This window comes from Shewanella sp. SM68, from assembly GCF_025653925.1.
Lineage (GTDB): Bacteria > Pseudomonadota > Gammaproteobacteria > Enterobacterales > Shewanellaceae > Shewanella > Shewanella oncorhynchi.
In genome coordinates this window covers 426,358-447,661 of sequence record NZ_JAKKRU010000001.1, presented here as the reverse complement: position 1 = coordinate 447,661, position 21,304 = coordinate 426,358, and the positions used below count along the sequence as shown (strand labels likewise).

16 protein-coding genes and 1 pseudogene are annotated in these 21,304 nt (G+C 45.4%); 8 read left to right on the top strand and 9 right to left on the bottom strand.

Annotated elements, in window-relative coordinates; translation table 11 throughout:
• The 3 genes from hisG to L5M40_RS01910 all read right to left on the bottom strand — a co-directional run bounded on the left by hisG (position 1) and on the right by L5M40_RS01910 (position 3,724).
• Positions 1-900, bottom strand: coding sequence for an ATP phosphoribosyltransferase (gene hisG, locus L5M40_RS01920; protein ID WP_006086295.1), 900 nt, complete (start codon positions 898-900; stop codon positions 1-3).
• Positions 901-1,611: 711 nt separating this feature from the next.
• A complete protein-coding gene (locus L5M40_RS01915; RefSeq protein ID WP_263256207.1) occupies positions 1,612-2,826 on the bottom strand; it encodes an IS4 family transposase in 1,215 nt (404 codons plus the stop codon).
• Positions 2,827-3,223: 397 nt separating this feature from the next.
• Positions 3,224-3,724 (bottom strand): GNAT family N-acetyltransferase, encoded by a 501-nt coding sequence (locus tag L5M40_RS01910; RefSeq protein WP_263177587.1) that lies wholly within the window; start codon positions 3,722-3,724, stop codon positions 3,224-3,226.
• A gap of 435 nt (positions 3,725-4,159) precedes the next feature.
• On the opposite strand from L5M40_RS01910, the gene L5M40_RS01905 reads away from it, so the two are divergent.
• Entirely contained in the window at positions 4,160-6,169 is a 2,010-nt protein-coding gene (locus L5M40_RS01905; protein ID WP_263177586.1) for an ATP-dependent DNA helicase, read from the top strand.
• Positions 6,170-6,406: 237 nt separating this feature from the next.
• Here L5M40_RS01905 and L5M40_RS01900 read toward each other — a convergent pair whose 3' ends face one another.
• Both L5M40_RS01900 and L5M40_RS01895 read right to left on the bottom strand, forming a co-directional pair.
• A complete protein-coding gene (locus L5M40_RS01900) occupies positions 6,407-6,697 on the bottom strand; it encodes a cytochrome c3 family protein (protein ID WP_028759787.1) in 291 nt (96 codons plus the stop codon).
• Between the two features lie 535 nt (positions 6,698-7,232).
• Positions 7,233-9,221, bottom strand: coding sequence for a TonB-dependent receptor domain-containing protein (locus L5M40_RS01895; protein ID WP_263177585.1), 1,989 nt, complete (start codon positions 9,219-9,221; stop codon positions 7,233-7,235).
• A 432-nt stretch (positions 9,222-9,653) separates the two neighbouring features.
• Between L5M40_RS01895 and L5M40_RS01890 the strand changes: the two genes are divergently transcribed.
• Complete coding sequence (locus L5M40_RS01890) at positions 9,654-10,232, top strand: nuclear transport factor 2 family protein (RefSeq protein WP_263177584.1); 579 nt, start codon at positions 9,654-9,656, stop codon at positions 10,230-10,232.
• A gap of 7 nt (positions 10,233-10,239) precedes the next feature.
• Here L5M40_RS01890 and L5M40_RS01885 read toward each other — a convergent pair whose 3' ends face one another.
• The gene (locus L5M40_RS01885) at positions 10,240-10,905 is read right to left on the bottom strand and encodes a class I SAM-dependent methyltransferase (RefSeq protein WP_263177582.1); all 666 of its coding nucleotides are present in this window, start codon (positions 10,903-10,905) and stop codon (positions 10,240-10,242) included.
• 487 nt (positions 10,906-11,392) lie between these two features.
• Here L5M40_RS01885 and L5M40_RS01880 point away from each other — a divergent pair, with 487 nt between their 5' ends.
• Entirely contained in the window at positions 11,393-12,682 is a 1,290-nt protein-coding gene (locus tag L5M40_RS01880; protein ID WP_263256206.1) for an NAD(P)/FAD-dependent oxidoreductase, read from the top strand.
• A gap of 45 nt (positions 12,683-12,727) precedes the next feature.
• Here L5M40_RS01880 and L5M40_RS01875 read toward each other — a convergent pair whose 3' ends face one another.
• On the bottom strand, positions 12,728-13,606 hold the full coding sequence (locus tag L5M40_RS01875) for a LysR family transcriptional regulator (RefSeq protein WP_263169021.1): 879 nt from the start codon (positions 13,604-13,606) through the stop codon (positions 12,728-12,730).
• A 176-nt stretch (positions 13,607-13,782) separates the two neighbouring features.
• On the opposite strand from L5M40_RS01875, the gene L5M40_RS01870 reads away from it, so the two are divergent.
• Together L5M40_RS01870 and fghA are read left to right on the top strand one after the other, a co-directional pair.
• Complete coding sequence (locus L5M40_RS01870) at positions 13,783-14,922, top strand: S-(hydroxymethyl)glutathione dehydrogenase/class III alcohol dehydrogenase (protein WP_025007830.1); 1,140 nt, start codon at positions 13,783-13,785, stop codon at positions 14,920-14,922.
• 164 nt (positions 14,923-15,086) lie between these two features.
• Complete coding sequence (fghA, locus tag L5M40_RS01865) at positions 15,087-15,929, top strand: S-formylglutathione hydrolase (protein WP_248085055.1); 843 nt, start codon at positions 15,087-15,089, stop codon at positions 15,927-15,929.
• A 118-nt stretch (positions 15,930-16,047) separates the two neighbouring features.
• On the opposite strand, the gene L5M40_RS01860 is transcribed toward fghA, so the two are convergent.
• Positions 16,048-17,424 carry an L-serine ammonia-lyase gene (locus tag L5M40_RS01860; protein ID WP_263256204.1) on the bottom strand — a complete coding sequence of 459 codons (1,377 nt, stop codon included), beginning with the start codon at positions 17,422-17,424 and terminating at the stop codon, positions 16,048-16,050.
• A 385-nt stretch (positions 17,425-17,809) separates the two neighbouring features.
• Between L5M40_RS01860 and nagZ the strand changes: the two genes are divergently transcribed.
• Entirely contained in the window at positions 17,810-18,838 is a 1,029-nt protein-coding gene (gene nagZ / locus L5M40_RS01855) for a beta-N-acetylhexosaminidase (RefSeq protein ID WP_263256203.1), read from the top strand.
• A gap of 79 nt (positions 18,839-18,917) precedes the next feature.
• Positions 18,918-19,457: an alpha/beta hydrolase YcfP gene (gene ycfP, locus L5M40_RS01850; protein WP_028759796.1), complete on the top strand. Its 540-nt coding sequence runs from the start codon at positions 18,918-18,920 to the stop codon at positions 19,455-19,457.
• 402 nt (positions 19,458-19,859) lie between these two features.
• Here the strand turns inward: ycfP and L5M40_RS01845 are convergent.
• Positions 19,860-20,617, bottom strand: a pseudogene (locus L5M40_RS01845) (EAL domain-containing protein); the annotation flags it as partial.
• A gap of 27 nt (positions 20,618-20,644) precedes the next feature.
• Here L5M40_RS01845 and L5M40_RS01840 point away from each other — a divergent pair.
• Positions 20,645-21,235, top strand: a complete 591-nt coding sequence (locus tag L5M40_RS01840) for a hypothetical protein (protein ID WP_263256201.1) — start codon at positions 20,645-20,647, stop codon at positions 21,233-21,235.
• Positions 21,236-21,304: the final 69 nt, after the last annotated feature.

The following is a 21,304-nucleotide window of genomic DNA, read 5'->3' as shown; positions in this document are numbered from 1 at the left end:
TTACCCCATCATTTTTTCGATTGGCATCACCAGAATCGAGCTGGCACCGAGTGCGGTCAGCTGTTCCATAGTATCCCAGAACAAATCTTCGGTACTGACGGCGTGTATAGCAACGCGGTTAGTATCATCATTTAATGGCAATACGGTTGGGTTTTCCGCGCCGGGCAGCAGGGCGACGATTTGATCTAAGGTCTCGGTTGGCGCGTGCAGCAGGATATATTTGCTCTCACGGGCGCGGATAACGCCATTGACGCGGGACAGAATTTTGTCGATGAGTGCTTGTTTAGTCGGTGTTTGGGTTTGGGTCGATTGAATGATGCAGGCCATAGAGCGGTAAATCACTTCAGTTTCGTATAAACCGTTGGCCTCTAAGGTGGCGCCCGTTGACACGAGATCACAAATCCCATCGGCAAGGCCGGCACGCGGGGCGACTTCAACCGAGCCTTTTAACATACAGTCGCGATAAGTTATGCCTTTTTGTTGCATAAAACGGCGCAGAAGGTTCGGATAAGAAGTGGCGATGCGTAATCCTTCTAACGAGGAGGCATCGGCGTAACTGAATTCTGTTGGTACGGCTAACGAGAGGCGACATGATCCGAAATCTAACTGACGCAGTTTGAGACAATCTGCGGGTTTGTTCAGAGTTTGACGCTCGATTTGTTCTTCTTCGAGCACGTTTTCACCGATGATCCCCATATCAACCACGCCGTCCATCACCAATCCTGGGATATCGTCATCACGAACGCGCAGTAAATCGATAGGCATATTGTCAGCGTGAGCGATAAGGCGTTGTTCATTAATGGAAAATTTAACACCACAGCTTTTTAGCAGTTGCTGAGAGTCAGTAGAAAGACGGCCAGATTTTTGGATGGCGATGCGTAAACGGTTCGATTCAGTCATAGTGTTATCTCGCTCAAAAGTATCAAAATTAAAAGATTCAAAAAGTGTTGTTTAATCGGTTTAATACGCCTTGCCATTCAATGGGCCCTAGCTAAGAAATCTAGCTAAGTGTTCTAGCTAACGTATTGATAATTTATTAAATATCTAAAGTTGCTTATTTAAATTAAAACCCAAATTAACGCCTAAATGCAAAAACCCCCGGAATTCCTTCCAGGGGTTTATGATCATCTTGAATCAGTCCGCCAGAAGGATATAGTCCTCCGGCAGTGAGCGTCCGAAGGCTACCGCATATGGTGGTGATGGTGGTGGATAGCGTTCAGTAGTTGGCTCATTTTACTCTCTCGGTATTTAACTTTATTGGCTTAACTGTTCGAAATACAGTGAAGCGTTGAATTCGTTGTTACGGACGTCTATCCGTATAAGTGGATTTAAACTAACCGCTTTTATGAGCCTTTGCAACAGCCAATTTGAATTAAATGAGAATATTTATGCGTTTTTGTGAAAGGCAGAAGGTTATCGTTAAATAAAGTTATTGAGCATTTTTGTTGGGTGGATGTTGAAAGTAGATGGAAATGTGTTGGAAGTAGTGCAGGGGAACTGTAACTTGAGTTGTGAGCATTTGCTGATATTCATTAATACAGGCTTGCCATGGTGTTCACTCACCGACTCGCAGCGAGTCCGTCCTTGGATGCTCGACCCTGTAGGATCCCCTCATAATTCATAACCCCAACAACCATGAGTTAATGAGAGTTCAGTTAGTTTCTTCGCAGCACAAAGCAAATTATCTGCTGATATGGGGTAATCATGCCGTCGCCGCAGCAGTTCTTTGCCCATCCTGATTGTTGATAGCACATTCCTTTTCTTTATCGTGTTTGCTTGGAAGTGCCGCTGTAATTGCTGTGTTTCCCCATATAATCCTACCCACCAAAATGCCAGTTGCACCAATAATGCTATCAATAGCAGTATATCCATCCTCGCCGCGTAACGTGTTCTGCTATGACGTAAACCAAAGCCATAAGCGGGACTTTTTAAATCTCTAAAGGTTTCTTCTATTTGCATCCGCTTTTGGTAAATATTAACCAGTTTTTGAGGCGACATGGCTTCCATGGTCAAGTTAGTCACCAGTGCCCAAGGCTCTTTGGCGGTCAACTCATACGTCCATTGCGCAGTATGGTGACAGTCTGTTGTCGTACTTCGCTGACCTTTTCTGCCTTTACTTGGGGCCTTGAACAATACCATCTCACATAACAAAGGTTTCTTTACCGATAACGCCACCCGCCCAACATGTTTTGCGCGACGACGGGCTTGGGGATAAAGCGCTTTTAGTGAAAATTGGCGACCGAAAGGATGCGGCCGATAGACACTCAATCCTCTAACGCGACCCAGCCAATACCAACCGAGCTGCTCGACTTTTCGAAACCATGGATTACGAAAGCCCGCGTCAGTGACTATCAGCGGGGTGATGTTGTCAGATAATACTTTTCTGAGTTCATTAAAAAACTGATTATGGGCGGTTTGAGTGCCTTGCAGCACTAACGGAAATGTTCGTTCGTAGAGCGTGATAGAGCGACCTTTGATAGCGATAGAGGCGCGTAGCGCAATAAGCTCACGACCTTCACGCATATCTGACCAATCCACCAATATTGTCGGCATCGTATGTGCTGTTAGCAACCACTTTGCATGCCACTGATAAACAGCCATTCTTTCATGGTGAAGATGCGGGTTGCCCAACAATCTATCCATGCGTTTTATTGAGTGCTTAGTATGAGTGCTGGTGCCATCAATGTGCCGCCCTAAATGCGTTAGGGTGAGGCAATCCGCGTTGATAAGTGCTCGGCAAGCAACCATGAGGGTATTGAGTCGCTTTTGATGGATTTCTGGACAATGTTGATAGAGAGATTGATGTAAGATAGTTAACACTTGCACCTTGAAGCCCTGTGATTGATGTTTGTTCGCACTTCCATCAGATCACACTTCAAGGTGCAAGTTCACTCCAATCTGATGATTTATATGTAAATCATCAGGGGATTCTTCAGTGCTCGACCGCCCCGTCCATGGGGCGGACGGTCGTCTCGCGAATCACCATGGCCTACCTTTTTAGCATTAGCATAAACTATAGGTTTTAAGGAGACACGCAGCACGCTTTTGGACAAAAGCGCGGAAGATCTATTACTCACAATCGTCTAGTTCACATTACGATAAGTAAGTATGGCGAAGGTCAAAAAACGTAGACATTGCTGAGGTCAATTCTAACTAGATGGCCAAATTAACCGTACCACTACAAACAATGGGTGGCTTAGAAAAACTTGAATAACATCGATTGTTAGATGTGTTCATTTATGATGAATGTATAAAACGGCGTAGTTTCATCCTCGATTAACTCACGTACTGAATTAAGCTGTAATCGTTTTGATACCGCTTTAAAAAAGCGCAAAGCCAGTTCATTTTCTTTGAACGTAGCGACCAGTATTGGTGTGCTAATCTGCTCAAATATTTGACGGACTACTTCGAGCGCAATCCAACCACCGCGATATTTAGGAAGAATAAAGAGGTCAGCCAGTTCCCAGATAAGCCTTTTTTCATCTTCAATCCATTCTAGTAGAACAAAGCCTATCAATACTTCATTTACCCAAATGAGGTAGGCTTTTGCCTCTTGTGAGTTAACATAGGATTCAAGATCTGAGGCTGTAGAGCCATCATATAACCCATCAATGCCTATATCTTCTTTACTCCAAGATGTTGAATCAAAATAATAAAGTTGGAGCAGACGTTGTAGCGTTGTGGTGTCACTTGTTTTTAAATTGATAAGACTAACGTTTGACATCATTCATCCTGATTACCTGCGTCTTAGTATTGATGCTTGGGCACTGAAACATCCTGTTATCGAGCGTATATAATGGTATAGAGTTTTGCTTTGCTGAGGTAGCTTATTTATTTCAAATGGTTAGTGGCAGGCTGAAATCGACAGAAGTTTGCGAACTGTTACAGCTAGCGCACATGCTTTGGCGGATGTTAGCAAATACCGACGTTTAAATTGGCGTTAATTACGCGGCTAACTTGTAGTCTTATCTCAAATCAGCATAATGCTTCGAGCTGTTAAGCTTAACGCTATTGTTTACGGCCGCGGCTTGCGGCACTAACCAGTGCTTGTGGTTAATTAAAGTCATCACAATGCACTCGCTCAGCAATTTATTGTGTGGACTTGCAGTACTGTTTTCACTGACGTTCCTAACACCTTGATAAAGGATTGATTCTCCCTTTGACTCGCTCCCGCCAACCGACATCAAAGCATGCTTTCTCTAAAGAAACCGTCGCTAAGCCTTCTGCCTTAAAAGGCGCCGCTGCGGTGAGTCGACTCGCGTCCGAAGTGCAACGCGCATTTTTGCCCGATGGAGTATTGTCTAAACATATTCAAGGATTTAGTGCGCGAACAAGCCAGATGCAGATGGCACAGGAAGTGAGTGAGGCGATAGCGGCGAAGGGGAATGTAGTAATTGAGGCGGGTACGGGGGTAGGTAAAACCTTTGCGTATTTGATCCCCGCGATATTGAGCGGTAAGCAAGTCATCGTCAGTACTGGCAGTAAAAACTTGCAAGAGCAGTTGTTTTTTAAAGACTTACCCGCGCTGGTCGCCATGTTGGGAATTGAGCCTAAACTGGCGCTACTAAAGGGGCGTAATAATTATCTGTGCCAGTGGCGCCTCGATAAGCAAATGAGTGAGGCGACACATATCGATGCGCGTTTGTTGGATGATTTGTTGAAAATCAATCAGTGGGCGAGCACCTGCAAAGATGGTGATATTGGCGGCTTAACCTCAGTGCCTGAGAATTCTTCGGCGCTGCCGCTTGTGGTCAGCACTAAGGAAAGCTGTATTGGTAAGCGCTGCGATTTTTACGATGCCTGCTTTACCCGCAAGGCGCGCAGCCGTGCTCTGGATGCCAAAATTATTGTGGTTAACCACCATTTATTTTTCGCCGATAGTGTACTGAAAGACACGGGCTTTGCCGAGTTATTACCCGATCCTGATGTGGTGATTTTCGATGAAGCGCATTTATTACCCGATATTTGCGTTAACTATTTTGGCCAGCAATGTTCGAGTCGTACTATCGATGATTTCATTCAAAAGCTACTCGCTATTTATCTGACCGAACTCAGTGATACTGGGCAACTCGCCCAATTTTGCCAGCGTTGCCTCGCTAAATTAAGTGATTGGCATAATCAGTTATATTCCTGCGGCGAATCCGATTGGCGTTTAGTGCTGGGCAATAAAGCGCTCGCAGGGGCGTCATGGGATTTATTAGCGGAATTAACTGCGCTGCAGAATTTATTAATGGCCCATATTGGCCGCAGTGAATTGTTAGATGATATCGCCATCAAGTTGGCTGAGCTGAATAATAAGCTTAGTGTGTTTTTTAACTGCGATAATAATCTGGCGGCCTACTGCATCGAATTTGGTAGTCGCTTTGTGGTGCTGCGAATTTCACCAATCAATATTGCCCGTGAGTGCCAACAATTATTTGTGCCCGAAACCAGCTGGATATTTACCTCGGCAACTTTGCAGGTTAACCGCAGTCTTGTTCATTTTGCCCGAGAAATGGGTATCGTCGATGCGCAGCAAAGTATTCTCAACAGTCCCTTCGATTATCCCCGCCAAGCGGTATTTTGTGTGCCGAGACAACTTGGGAGCGTGACCAATCAACAGCAAGCGTTAAAGCAGTTGGTGGATGTGTGCGTGCAAGCGATAGATGCGGCACAGGGACGGACTTTCATTTTATTTACCAGCCATAAAATGCTCGAACAAGCGGCGCTGGCACTGCGAACTCGCACTCAGTATCCGCTGCTGGTACAAGGCCAAGCGGGTAAACAGAGTCTGCTGACTAAATTTCGCCAACTCGGCAATGCGGTATTGCTCGGTACCAGTAGTTTTTGGGAAGGGGTGGATGTGCGCGGCAAATTGTTAAGCTGCGTGATTATCGACAAATTACCTTTTGTGTCGCCCGATGAGCCCCTGTATCGCGCCCGAGCCGACAATGTGAGTCGTCAGGGACTCGATCCTTTTACTGAAGTGTCGTTACCGCAGGCGATTATTGCGCTGAAACAAGGTGTTGGCCGTCTTATTCGTGATGAAAAAGATCGTGGTGTGCTGATCCTTTGCGATAATCGCATTGTGAATCGCTACTATGGCCAAGCTTTTTTAAACTCGCTGCCACCGATGGCGCGCACCCGTGACCTAGAAAAGGCATTGGCATTCTTGAGAACAATCCCCTGAGAGTCGTCTATGGCTTACCTAGCACAATTAAACTTGCCCTATTTGCCTGACATGGGATTCTGAGCTAAGTATTGAGCCGTTACACATATTGTAAGGATATAAAAATGGAGGTAAAAATTGCCACCTGTGAGCAATAGATGGCAAACACCCTTGGAGGTTGGGTCAAGTGGCATCCTGCCTAATGGTTCCATTCAAAATAAATAATTCTTCGGCCTTTGGTTTTAGATTTTTAGTGAATTAATGGCATTCTTTGCAAGCATCTGCTGGTGCTTTTTCTTGATGAGCGATATGGCAATTGGTGCATGTTAAAACGCCATCATGTTTAGTATGAGCTTCGCCTGCGAGTGTTTTCATTTCTCCATGGCATGATACACATTGCTGATTTTCAAAAACATAATCCGCTGAAGGTTTTTTATCTTTATGGCAGGATTCACAGTCAGATCTTTCAGAATGACTGTCGGCAAGTGATACCGCCATTAAATTCGTTGAAAAGCACAGTGCGCACATTAGCATCATCTTTTTAAGCATGTTATTTCCCTTTTTTATTGTTGGTTAAATCATCATTTTGAAGCGAGTAAATCATATATCTAGCTATGAAATATGTAACTTGAAGTTGGAACTGTATTTTTCTCGCTGTTTTATTAGTGATATAAACGGAAAGATAATATCGCTTTTGCTTGGTGCGTAAGTTTAATAATCGATAATTTTACACCTCAAGCTTTAGCAGTCTTGCGTGTGTATAATAGTTTTTTAATATGACAAAACCTTGATCGTTATCAAAGGTTAACGGGTGAGTTATTTTTTAGCGTTAAAGTATGATCAAGGTTATATTGCGGAATGTAAAAGACTAATGATTTAAATCTGGATTATGTAATTTATATTTTTGATGTTTATTTAAAAATTCTATATTTTAGAAAAGATATTGATTTTACTTTTTCTAGTCTGATCTGTGATATTCATTTTGGTCTTAAAACAATAGGCGAAGCCAAAACGGGCTTCGCCTATGATGTTTAATGTTGAGTAGCAGAGCTGCAATTACACATTAGTTTCTGGCTTGTAGAGCTTAGAAACTTGCAGTTACCCCAGCATAAATACTGCGACTCTTTTGAATATAATCAAGGTCGGTGGCAACTTGGTCACGTTCAGAATCCGTTAAGTTAGTCACGCCAAGCTTCAGTCTAAACATAGGATTAATTTGATAATTCGCACCTATATCGAGCGAGCCATAACCCTCTGATTTGACATTGGCTCGCAAATACTGCTCGCCAGTATAATGGTAGGCGATAAAGGTGGATAAACCATCGAATGCCTGCCATTGCAGTTTTAGGTTATAGCTGTCGTCCGGTGTTAAGGTAAAAGGCGCGCCATTTTGCTTATCTTCGGCATCGGTTTTACTGTAATTACCGTTTAGGCTGAGATCTTGAGTTAAATTGTACCAAGCTTGTAATTCCCAACCAGTGATCTTAGCTTCGTTCACGTTTTGGTAAGTTAATACTGTACCTGGGACTCTATTCCAAGTTTCGGTGATAATTTTATTTTCTACATCGTTATGGAAGTAGGTGATCGAGCCACCAAAATCCGTGGTTTGATATTGGGTCGATAACTCGTAGTTCACTGAGGTTTCGGGTTGAAGATCAGGATTTCCCGCAACGGTACAGGCGCCACGACAAGCGGGGATAATATAATCGGCTTGGGATTGCGCCATATTTGGTGCTTTAAAGGCTTTGCCGCCACCACCTTTAATGACCCATTCAGAGCTTAAGTTATACACCAAATACAAGCGTGGGCTAAATTCGGTGCCGTACACATCGTGGTGATCGATGCGCCCACCTAAAGTGATATTGAGTTCGCCTAAGCTAAATTCATCTTGTAGATACAATGCCGATTGGCTGTCGTCTAAGGTGCCATCACCTAAAATATTGCGGCTATTTTCGAGCTGGGTCCAACGGTATTCTGCACCGCTGGTTAACATGTGATCGCCAAGCAGGACAGTAGTTTGACCGTCGAGATTGTGGTTGGTTTGGGTGATATTACCTATCTCGGCGATTAACGCTGAGTCGTCAGTCACCTCAACATTTTCATAGTAATAGCGCAGGCGAGTGTCGCCCCAGTTCCAGTGGCCATTATGGGTCAGACCTGAACTTATCCGCTCCGCGTGTTGGTTATTGGTGAGAATCGTGCCGTAGTTATTCCAATCAGACTCGCGTTCATCGTTGGCGTAACTTAAGTCAAATTGCAGATCTTGCTGGTTATCAATCAGCCATTGTAAATTGGCGAGGGCGCTGATTTCATCCCTGTCTTCTAGCGCATCAATAGTGGGTTTTAAGTCCGAGCGCCATGCATCGCGTTTATTGCTGTCGACGATTAAGTTTGCCAGTAATTTATCTTTGATCAGCGCGCCACTGCTGTAGAAATTGTACTTAGTGCTATCGCCACCCTTGCCACTGGTAGGTGCATCGTATTGCACGCCAACACTGGTTTGCCAGTCTTCAGTCGGTTGACGCAGTATGACGTTAACCACACCGCCTAAAGCTTCTGAGCCGTAGAGGGATGACATAGGCCCACGCACAACTTCGATACGTTCAATGGCAGACATTGGAATAGAGGACAAGTCAAAATCGTTGCCATAACCAGAGGTTAATGCTTCGCGGGAGTTAATGCGGCGGCCATTAATCAAGATTAAAGTGTAATCTGAATCTAAACCTCGCAGGCTGATTTCATTGCGACCATAGGGCGTGCCTTCGCTGATGTTCACACCCTGTAAATAACGGACTGCGCTAGCAAGATCGTCTATGACTAAAGCTTCAAGTTCACTGCGGTTAATCACGGACACCGAAGCGGGCGCCGAAAGCTCCGAGTGTTTAGTTTGTGTTGCTGTGATCACCATGCGTTCCATTTCTGGAGTGGTATCTTGCGTATTTGCAGCACTAGCCCATGCTGCAGGTAATAACAAACATAAACCAATAGCGCGTGATAGCTGGCTCAACATAGGTGTCTGTGTTGCATGAGATAGATGCGAGGTTTGGCGAGTGCGACGGATAAAGCGGGGCATATCATTCTTCCTTCGGTAATTTTGGCGAATGATAATTATTCTTAATTATAGCTTCAAGCTTGGATGTCTCTCTTTTGTGTAAAGGCAGTGTAAATTTTTAGTGTTTAATAACAGTGTGATAGCCCGTATATTCGACGTGTTGCTCGCTAGCATAGTCATCCTGATTGAGCGCATTGAGCATAAGGCACTGAGTATGATGATCTGAGTCTGACTGTCGTCGGATAAATCACTAAAAAATAGTGAGAATAATCAGAAACTATCACCGCACAAAATTGCGTAACGTAATATGAAGCTATATCAATATGATTAATATAGATATTTTAACTGGCATAAGCTTTGCTGGCAATGTGACTTCATGTTTCGTGGTGCATTCATGTTTGTGACGTGAATCGTCGCCATACAAAATGTATTGCCAATATTTACGGAGAGAATATGAATCCAGCATTTTATAGCCTAGCCACAGTCACTGTTTTAACTTTGTCACTCGCCACTACCGAACCTGCTGTTGCCACAGATACGCCAACATTAGCTAAAGCAGCATCGGATAAAACCGCTGATGCTCCACAAACTGACATTGCGCAGCCCGCTACTGCACTTACAGACACTTTATCTACCCAAATTGCAGCGGTGGATTTTGCTGTGTTCGACAGTTTCAATAAGTGCGCCGTCCCCGCTGAACTAAAGAAACACGCTGACTTTTTCACTGAAGATGTAGAGTTTTACCACGACACGGGTGGCGTCACTTGGAACCGCAAGGACATGATCGCTAATACCGAAAAATATGCCTGTGGCCATTACCGCCGCGAGTTAGTTGCGGGCACGATGAAAGTGTTTCCGGTGAAAGAGTTTGGCGCGATAGAGCAAGGCGTTCATCGTTTTTGCAGCTTTGAAACAGGTAGCTGTGATGGCCTAGCCGACTTTGTCATTGTGTGGCGCAAACAGAACGAACAGTGGAAAGCTACCCGAGTACTGAGCTATGGACACAGAACCGCCGAGGCCAAAACGGACTAAACCAAAGCTAGCTTTTAACAAAAAACGAGTCTCTAACAAAATGCAGTAGTCGATTATTGGCGGGCATAGCCACATCTTGCTTCAGTGTTAAGCCTTGCTCGCTGGCTAAACTGCAAATCCATTCAATATCACGAATGCCGCTGGCGGGATCCCGCTGTTTTAAAAAGGTATCAAACTGGCGATTGCTGTCACTGCTAAATTCGCCTTGGTAGTTAAAGGGGCCGTAAATACACAGGGTCTTGAGTTGGGGCAGGTACAGACCAAGACCGCTAAAAAACGCTTCAACCATATTTTTGCTCATAATATGCAAAGTGTTCGCAGTAAATACGCCATCAATATCAGGTGTTAATCCCTCTATCGGCCATGGCACAGTGACATCAAGGGTAAGTGGTAAGCGTAGGTTTGCCGCTGCATTGGGTAGCTTGCCTTCATGCATACACCTTGCGGTAATTACCTCAATATATTCAGCTTGATCGCTGGTTTGCCAGATTAGAAGGGGAAGATTTGCTGCAAAATACACAGCATGTTGCGCTGTGCCACTGCCGATTTCGAGTACATGTTGGTTGAGTGAGAATGCTTGTGTTAATACCGCTAAAATCGGCGCTTTGTTGTTTTCACACGCTTGGGAAAACGGCAATTGGACAAGTGGCTGGGTAATTGGCATTAGTGGCATAATGGACTCTAGGTTGCTGAGATAAAAAGAGGATGACGCCGCACAAGCCTATCTTAAACCAGCAAAAAGTATAAGGCTTAAAAGATAAAATCAGCCGCGCCTTAACATTCGGAGTCTCTATCTTAGGTACCTTAATTTTAGTGCCTTAATTTTAGGTACCGCCATTTCAGAAGCTTCCATCTCAAGCACCTCCATTTCAGGTTCTTCAAGAGGAGCCTGCAGCCAGCTCAACTCCCTTTGTCATGTCCTGCAAATAGTTATCGCAATTCACTGTTGACCTCGATCTCAACTCAGATATACTCACAAATTCTGAACACTTGTAAAAAATATAAAACAACGTCGGTATAATGCCGCGTTAAAACGAGTGTCCTAAAACTGAGTGTCCAGAAGAACTGAGAGCCCAGAACTAAGACTTAACACTCACTTTCAGCTTTCAACTTTCAACAGTTAATTTTCAACAGTTAACTTCCAACATCAAGGAATGACCATGTCAGCAGAGCGTTGCGCCTCCTACTACAATGCCACCATTGACCAAGAGTCAGATTATCCTGCGCTTGAAGGCGACATTCGAGTCGATGTGGCGATTGTCGGTGGCGGTTTTACTGGCGTGGCAACGGCGTTGGAATTATCTGAGAAGGGCTACAAAGTGGCGCTTATTGAGGCCAATAAAATTGCGTGGGGCGCGACTGGACGCAACGGTGGGCAGGTGACGGGCAGTTTGTCCGGCGATGTTGCGATGACAAAACAGCTGCGCCGTCAAATCGGCAATGAAGCTGAGGATTATGTGTGGAATATGCGTTGGCGCGGCCACGATATTATTAAAAATCGGGTGGCCAAGTACGGCATAAACTGTGATTTAAAGTTTGGTCATATCCAAACCGCTTACCAGCCAAAGCACATGCACGAGCTTAGGGCTATGCATGATGAGGCGCAGCGCCGCGGCATGGGTGAATTTATGACGCTGGTATCCGCCGATGAAATGCCTGCCTATTTAGGCTCGCCCTTGTATCACGGCGGCTTAGTCAATCGGCGCAACATGCATTTGCACTCAGTCAATTTATGCCTGGGTGAAGCCCGCGCGGCAGCAGGTCTTGGGGCGTTAATCTTTGAACACTCACCCGTACTTGATATTGAAGAAGGCGATGTGGCGACTGTTGTCACAGCCAAGGGAAAAGTGCGCGCCAACAGTGTGCTGATCGCCGGTAATGCTTACCATAAACTCGCCCGTCCAAAACTGCGTGGTATGTTATTTCCGGCGTCCTTAGGCAATTGCGCCACTGCGATTCTGCCCGATGATGTCGCTTTGCAAATCAATCCGCAGGATTTAGCCGTGTATGATTGCCGCTTTGTACTGGATTACTATCGCCTGACCGCGGATAAACGGCTGATGTTCGGCGGCGGCACTAACTACAGCGGCCGCGATCCTAAAAATGTGGCTGCGGAATTACGGCCCGCGATTGAGCGTACGTTTCCACAATTAAAGGGCGTTAATATCGAATTTGCGTGGGCGGGAATGGCAGGAATTGTGATTAACCGTATCCCGCAGCTCGGCAAAGTGTCGCCTAATGTGTTCTATTGCCAAGGATATTCTGGGCACGGAGTGGCGACATCACACATTATGGCCGAGATCATGGCCAATGCTATGGACGGGCAATTGCGTGAATTTGATTTGTTTGCCGCCATGCGCCATATCCGCATTCCTTTAAATGAATGGTTCGGCAATCAAGCGCTGGCGTTAGGCATGTTGTATTACACTTTGCGGGAAAACTGGCGCTAGTTTGTGCCGTTTTGTCTGCTACCAATCAATCTGCTCAAACAGTACTTAATCCTGCTCGGCGAGTTTTTCGGCAAGGTAATCGACCAATACACGGATCTTGGCCGACAGGTGGCGATTTTGCGGATAGAGTGCCCAAATGCCTTCTTTGGCTTCGCGGTGACTGTCAAGGAAGGAGAGTAACCGTCCGGCTTGAATATCTTCTTCAATATAATAATCAGGCAGTTGAACTATCCCTATGCCCTTTAGTGCCGCATCCCTTAATGCGTAGCCACTGTTACAATTGAGATTGCCGCGGACTTTAATATTGCGCTCGCGGCCATTTTCGACAAAGCGCCAGTAATTATGATTACCGATCAAACAATTGTGCTGGTTAAGCTCAGATAAGGTATGGGGCTGACCGTATTTTTCCACATAGCTTGGTGAGGCGGCGACATAGTGGGTACGGCTGCTGAGCGGTTTGGCCATCAGGCTTGAATCGGCGAGTTTTCCGAGGCGAATCGCCAGATCATAACCGCCTTCAATCAAGTCCAAGGTGCGATTGGTTAAGTCGACGCTAAATTCAACACTGGGATATTGCACCATAAAATCATTGAGTAACGGCATGATAAATTTCTCGCCATAGGCGACGGGCGCTGTGAGTTTGACTAAGCCTTGGGGTGAGTCCTTTAGGTTTGAGATGGCGCGCTCGGCTTCTTCTAACCCAGTTTGTAATTGGCGGCAATGACGATAGTAAATCGTGCCTTCTTCGGTTAACGACACTTTGCGGGTGGTGCGGTAAAAGAGTTTTGTGCCGAGGCGGTTTTCTAAGGTGCTCACTTGGCGGCTAACATGGGCGGTGGAGATATTCAGCCGCTGCGCTGCTAGGGTAAAACTTTCGGCCTCGGCCACTGCGACAAATTCAGAAATGCCGTCCCAGAGATACATTGTTGTTACTCAGTAAAAATGAATTGCTTGAATACTAGATTGTCTCTCGCTGAGAAACAAATACAATCCTCCTATTCAGTAGCATCAGTGCAATGGGCGCAAGAGTTTGCTTGGCCTGAATTGAATTTATGATACACCAATGACTTACTCCTATTACCTATTCAAGGGACGTAACAATGTCGAACGAAAAACCGCAGTTTATTAAATCAAAGGCCGCTGTTGCTTGGGGACCAGGACAACCACTTAAGATTGAAGAAGTGGATGTGATGTTACCTAAAGCGGGCGAAGTCTTAGTGCGCATTGTGGCTACAGGCGTGTGTCACACGGATGCGTTTACCTTGAGCGGCGACGATCCAGAAGGGGTATTCCCGGCGATTCTTGGCCACGAAGGCGGCGGTATCGTTGAGCAAGTGGGCGAGGGTGTGACCAGCGTACAAGTGGGCGATCATGTGATCCCACTTTATACCCCAGAGTGCGGCGAGTGTAAGTTCTGCCTATCGGGCAAAACTAACCTGTGCCAAAAAATTCGCGCGACCCAAGGTAAAGGCTTAATGCCCGATGGCACCACGCGTTTTTATCTCGATGGCAAGCCTATTTTCCATTACATGGGCTGCTCGACCTTCTCTGAATATACCGTGTTACCTGAAATCTCATTGGCTAAAGTCAATAAGAGCGCGCCATTAGAAGAAATTTGTCTGTTAGGTTGCGGCGTAACCACAGGTATGGGCGCTGTGATGAACACGGCCAAAGTGGAAGAAGGTGCGACCGTGGCGATTTTTGGCCTCGGCGGTATCGGTTTATCGGCGATTATCGGTGCTACTATGGCCAAAGCCAGTCGCATTATCGCGATTGATATTAATGAGTCTAAATTCGAGTTAGCCAAAAAACTCGGCGCGACCGATTGCATCAATCCTAAATTACTCGATAAGCCCATCCAAGAGGTGATCGTTGAAATGACCGATGGCGGCGTGGATTACTCATTCGAGTGTATCGGCAACGTCAACGTGATGCGCAGCGCCTTAGAGTGTTGCCATAAGGGTTGGGGTGAATCAGTCATCATAGGTGTTGCCGGTGCTGGTCAAGAGATTTCAACCCGTCCATTCCAATTAGTGACTGGCCGAGTATGGCGCGGTTCTGCCTTTGGCGGGGTGAAAGGGCGTTCTGAGCTGCCACACATTGTTGAGCGTTACTTAGCGGGTGAGTTTAAGCTCGATGATTTTATCACTCATACTATGGGGCTTGAGCAAATCAATGAAGCGTTTGAGCTGATGCACCAAGGTAAGAGCATTCGCAGCGTGATCCATTTTGATAAATAAGCGATTTTGCACGCTAAGTTGATGCTTCAGCTTGATGTGACTAACGGGCAGACAGGTGCAAATCTGTCTGCTGTGTTGCCAACGGAGCTGACGATAAGCGCCATGACTAACGCTAAGACTAACGTTATAAATAGCGCTAAAAGATTGAGCTTAAAAGGACTTGTATGACCATAGAAAATATCAGTTGTAACAAGAGTTTTGGCGGTTGGCATAAGCAGTATCGCCATCAATCTCAGTCATTAAACTGCGAGATGCGCTTTGCCATTTATCTGCCGCCTGAGGCGGTGAATAAACCAGTGCCTGTGCTGTATTGGCTTTCAGGTCTAACCTGTACCGATGAAAACTTTATGCAGAAGGCGGGTGCACAGCGCATGGCAGCGGTACTTGGGATGGCGATTGTCGCCCCTGATACCAGTCCTCGCGGTGACGATGTGCCCGATGCGGCGGATAAAGCTTACGATTTAGGCTTAGGCGCGGGTTTTTACCTCAATGCGACAAAAGCACCTTGGAATCGTCATTACAAAATGTACGATTACATAGTCCATGAGCTGCCTACCTTGATTGAAGCGCATTTTCCTGTCACTACCCAGCGCGCTATCTCCGGCCATTCAATGGGCGGTCATGGTGCTTTGGTGATTGGTCTGAGTAATCCACACAGATATAGCTCCATTTCAGCCTTTAGCCCGATTTCGAATCCGAGTAATGCACCTTGGGGTATTAAAGCCTTTAGCGAGTACTTAGGTGAAAATCGTGAACATTGGCGCCAGTATGATGCCTGTGAGTTGCTTAAGCTCGCGATTAGCGAAGTGCCAGTACTGATTGACCAAGGTGAAGCTGACAGCTTTTTAGACACCCAATTGATGCCACAATCGTTAGTGGATATCGCCCATGCCAAGGGTTATCCCTTGGATGTGCGGATGCAAGCGGGGTACGATCACAGCTACTACTTCATCGCGAGCTTTATTGAAGAGCACCTTAAGTTCCATAGCTTGTACTTTAAGCCTTAAATAGCCGATTCAGCAGTCACGCCGATGCGCTAAAACAAAAATGCCGCAACTTAGTGAGTTGCGGCATTTTTTATGGTGCGATTAAAGCGATTAACGAGAGTGAACTAACACTCAGCACTTAGCACTCAACAATGTTGACTGCTAGGCCGCCTTTGGCGGTTTCTTTGTATTTGCTGCGCATATCTCTGCCGGTATCCATCATGGTTTTGATCACTTTATCCAGTGAAACCTTATGGTTACCGTCGCCACGCAGGGCCATACGAGAGGCGTTAATCGCTTTAATCGCGCCCATGGCATTACGTTCGATACAAGGCACTTGCACTAGGCCGCCCACAGGATCGCAGGTTAAACCTAAGTTATGTTCCATGCCGATTTCAGCCGCGTTTTCAACGTGCTCAACCGTACCGCCCATGATTTCAGTCAGTGCACCAGCGGCCATAGAACAGGCCACGCCCACTTCACCTTGGCAACCGACTTCGGCGCCCGAAATTGAGGCATTTTTCTTGTACAAAATACCAATTGCAGCGGCAGTTAATAAATAACGGGCGCAGACATCGATATCCACTTCTTGTACGAAGGTATCGTAATAGCATAATACGGCAGGAATAATTCCCGCAGCACCGTTTGTTGGCGCAGTCACGACGCGATCACCGGCCGCATTTTGCTCGTTGACCGACAGGGCGAATAAATCGACCCAATCCATAGCGGTTAATGGATCGACATTGTTACGGCCTTCGGCTTTCAAACGGCGGTACAGTGCAGGAGCACGACGACGCAGTTTTAGGCCGCCAGGTAAAATGCCTTCCTTCTGATAACCGCGTTCGATACAGGTTTTCATCGTCTGCCAAATATTCCACAGCTTGGCTTTGACTTCCTCTTCAGAGGCTAAACTCAGTTCGTTCGCCATCATCAAAGAAGAAATGCTGAGACCTTGCTCGCCGCATAATTCCAGTAAATGAGCCGCACTCACAAAATCAAAAGGAGCCGATTCAATTTGTGAGGCTGGCGATGCATTACGTTGGCTAATTTCATCTTCATCTAAAATAAAGCCGCCACCCACTGAGTAGTAAGTGCGATCAAAAATGCATTCTCCTTTACAGTAAGCGTACAAGGTCATGGCGTTAGCATGCGCAGGTAGCGTTTTGCGTCTGTGATAGGTAATGCCTTGCTCACGGGTAAACTTAACCACTTTGCCACAGTGCAGCGTTAAGGTTTCGTCCTTGGAGACGTGTTCTAAAATACCGTCGATACTGTCAGTGTCCACGGTTTCGGGATCTTCGCCCATTAAGCCTAAAATCACTGCTTTGCCCGTGCCGTGGCCTTTGCCTGTTTGGCCGAGGGAGCCAAAGAGTTCGGCTCTTAATTCATCAATCTGGGTCACGAGTCCTGAGTCAGTCAGGTTTTGCATAAAGATTTTGCCCGCTTTCATTGGGCCGACGGTATGTGAACTCGATGGACCTATGCCGATCTTGAACATGTCAAATACGCTAATCATGATAGAAGTCCTGTTGTGTCTTGTTTATTATTTTAGTCTGAGTGCATTGGATTGCTCGCTCTGTAGATTGAAGCACGCTAATCTTGCGCGTGTACTCTGGTCAGTGGCGGCATTCTTTCATGCGAAATCTGCTTGTGTGATACTCTAACGCCAGTATCCCATAGATTAGTGTGACAATTCACATTAGTTTTTTTTATTCGTAATAGTTCGGATAAGCTGAACTTAATTGGGACTTTTTTACAGGCCATTTTATGGCCAAGAATACAGGCTTCGATAGCGCTACAAGGGTAGGTGGCTCGCTTTTTTTAGCTTTTTTGTGAGCGTGGACTACTTATGGCTTGAGTGGTTATTTTTTGAGTATTAATGAATATTTTTAGGGAGAAGTATGAGCTATTTAATGTTGGATTTACTGTCGTTGGACGTCAGTGAGGCTGAATCTGAGATGCTACGCCATCCACAGGTGGGTGGTTTAATCCTATTTTCCCGCAATTTTTCGAGCCGTGATCAGTTGATCCGTCTGGTACAACAGATACGCCAAATACGCCCAGAAATATTAATTGCCGTTGATCACGAGGGTGGCCGAGTACAACGCTTCCGCGATGGCTTTACCATTATTCCCGCCATGGGCGACATTTTACCCGCAGCAAAGGGCGATATGGTATTGGCCAAGCGTTGGGCCTGTGAGCTCGGTTTCTTGATGGCGATTGAATTACTGGCTTGCGATATCGACTTAAGTTTCGCGCCCGTATTGGACTTAAACGGTGTAAGCCAAGTCATAGGTAAACGCAGCTTTAGCCCAGAGCCCGCCGAGGTCATTACACTGGCCGAAAGTTTTATTGCTGGCATGGCCGCAGCTGGCATGGCCGCCGTGGGTAAACATTTCCCCGGGCACGGCAGTGTCGTGGCGGATTCGCACTACGAGAAACCCATTGATGATCGTGATGCCGAGGCCATTTTTGCAAAGGATATCCTGCCGTTTAAAGAATTGATCGCAAAAGAAAAGTTATTAGGCGTGATGCCCGCGCACGTGGTTTACCCTAAAGTCGACCCTAACTCTGCGGGATTCTCTGAATACTGGCTAAAACAAGTGCTGCGTAAAGAACTTGGCTTTAACGGGGTGATTTTCTCTGACGATCTCGGCATGCAAGGCGCAGGATTTGCGGGCGATTACCGTGCAAGGGCCAGCGCCGCCTTAGCCGCAGGTTGCGACATGATTTTAGTGTGTAATGACAATGCGGGCGTAATGTCGCTACTCGATGGCTTTACTTGGCCTGCGAGCGCGCCACAGTATCCTGCGAGTTTACTTAAACCCAATGCCGCGCAAACGGCAGCTGCGCTCGATAATACGGCCCGTTGGGAAAATGCCAAGCAGCTTGCCGAGCAAATTTGTTTGGCTCAACAGGCGAAAGTTTGATGTAGCGCAAGGTGTGAGATCACTCTTTTGCTAGGGTTAGTTAATTCACTGTAATCAAAAATGATTAAAAGGCCTTGATATGATTTTCTATCTTCATGGATTTGATGCGACTAGCCCAGGTAATCACGAAAAAATGCGTCAGTTGCAATTTATTGACCCTGATGTGCGTTTGATCAGTTACAGCACCTTGCACCCTAAGCACGACATGCAACACTTGCTTAAGGAAGTCGCCAAGCAAATGCAGCATAGCGACGATCCCGCGCCGTTAATGGTTGGCGTAGGACTCGGAGCTTATTGGGCCGAGCGGATTGGATTTTTAAATGGTCTTAAATCTGTGCTGATTAACCCTAATTTGCACCCAGAAAATAATATGCAGGGCAAGATTGACCGCCCAGAAGAATATGCCGATATTGCTAATAAGTGCGTGTCGCAATTTCGTGAAAAGAATACCCACAAGGCCATGTGTATATTTTCGGTGAATGATGAGATGTTCGATAATCAGCAACTCGCCAGTGAATTAAGCGCCTATTATTCGATTGATTGGGATGACGTTCAGCCCCACAAATTCCCCCAACTCGCTGCCCATCTGCCCAAAATAAAAGCCTTTAAGTTGGCTTGATTGATATCGATTGAATAAAAGTATCACTCCTCTTTTTATATTTAAGAGGGGAGTGGATTTATCTCATCGGCTATTTCGCCTTATGGTTTTGGCTTTTAATACTTCAAACCACGCACATTGTGAGTATGACTATTGGGGATAGATTAAGTAGAATTTTAGTGTTGGCTGATATCCCTGCATATAGGCTCACCATGGTATTTACTCACCGACGCGCAGCCAGTCCATCCTTGGATGCTCGACCGCCCCGTCCATGGGGCGGACGGTCGTCTCGCAAATCACCATGGCTCACCTTTCGTGCATTCACGTAACCTGTAGATTTAAAAGACATACGCAACACACTTTTGGACAAAACCTTGTTAGATAATTGGCTCTTTTTAGCCAAATTCGGATTAGCTATTCTTGGAGTAACGTCTTATCGATTTTCAAGTAATACAATGGCATGGTTTGTAACAAAGATAAGGTTGTTTGCCCAGTACCAAAGTCATCGATAGCCACTAAAATCCGTAACTGGCATAAGTTTTCAATACGCTGGCGCCACGTTAAACGCAATCCTAAAGCCCGAGTCAACCTTCATATCGGCAAAATCTTTTAATGCCCGCTCAAAAATATAGTTAGTTAATGGAACAATTAATTTGTCCTCTTCGGCAATGGGAATCAACAAATCAGGCCGCACTAGCCCATTTGCGGGTGCTGCCAACGTACTAATGCCTCGACTCCCTTAGCTTTACCTTTCTCGGCACATCACTGGCTGATAAACTAAGAAAAACTCTTCTTTCTCTATTCCACTACAATGTCATCGGTGAGGGAATGGCGAGTAACTCTTGAATCGAGTACAAATAGGATAGAACCCGTAAGTAAGACGATGCTAACTGGCCATGAAATGGCCAGAAATATCCATAAGAAATGCCAGAAAAATGCGGGGACATTTCTAATAACACTGAAAAATTGTGCTCTTCAGAATCTAGTGTTATCACCTTATTTTTTATAAACTCGAGTGATTCAGGGATCGTGTTGCCAGTTATGGATAAAGCGACATTGATAACAGCGATGGGAAACACATTCGGCTGTACAAAGGAGTCTAATAAATATCTCCCTTCTTTAATGAAGGCGGCGCCGCGCTTAGAGATAGGATCCTAGTTTAATGATACTACTGCTGGCACTGACATATTGACGAAGGTTAACAAATAATGAATTACTATAAATTAGGTATAAATTCGGAAAGTAAAAAATGGATGAGTTATATGAATCCTAGTTCATTTTTTATAGATAGCGAAGGAAATGAATTAAGTGATGTGAAACTATCTGCGATTCAATCTGGATTCAAAGGTATTTTATATTTCAATGCCTTAAAAGAAGGTGAATCACCTCCGGTGGTCTCGGTTGGAACCAGGTTGTTGGCGTTTAATGAGGATGTCTTTTTTGCGAACAATATTAATGTTAGTGGTGTCCAGTTAATACCATTTATAAATAGGCATAACAATTTAAAGTATGTGTTGATGCATGTATTTAATTACATTGACTGCGTTGATTGGGAATGTTCTAAAATTGAACGCTGGCCTCTGGACTACATTCCAGAAGTTTGGGAATCAAAGCGTGGGCGATTTTTTATTGAACCAGTTGTCTATAAGGACAAAATACCTGAAAACTTAGACGCCTTTCGTTTGTATGAGTGGGGTGGTGCATTTAATATAATAATATCAGAAGCTTTCAAAGATAAATTGTTGTCTGTGGAGTTTGATAGTTCCCTTCTTGATTTTAAACCACTATCTCTTAAATAATAAATGCCGAGGAGGTTATTAAACATCCTCGGCATAATTTTTTTGTATATCCATCCCTCAACTTTGTAG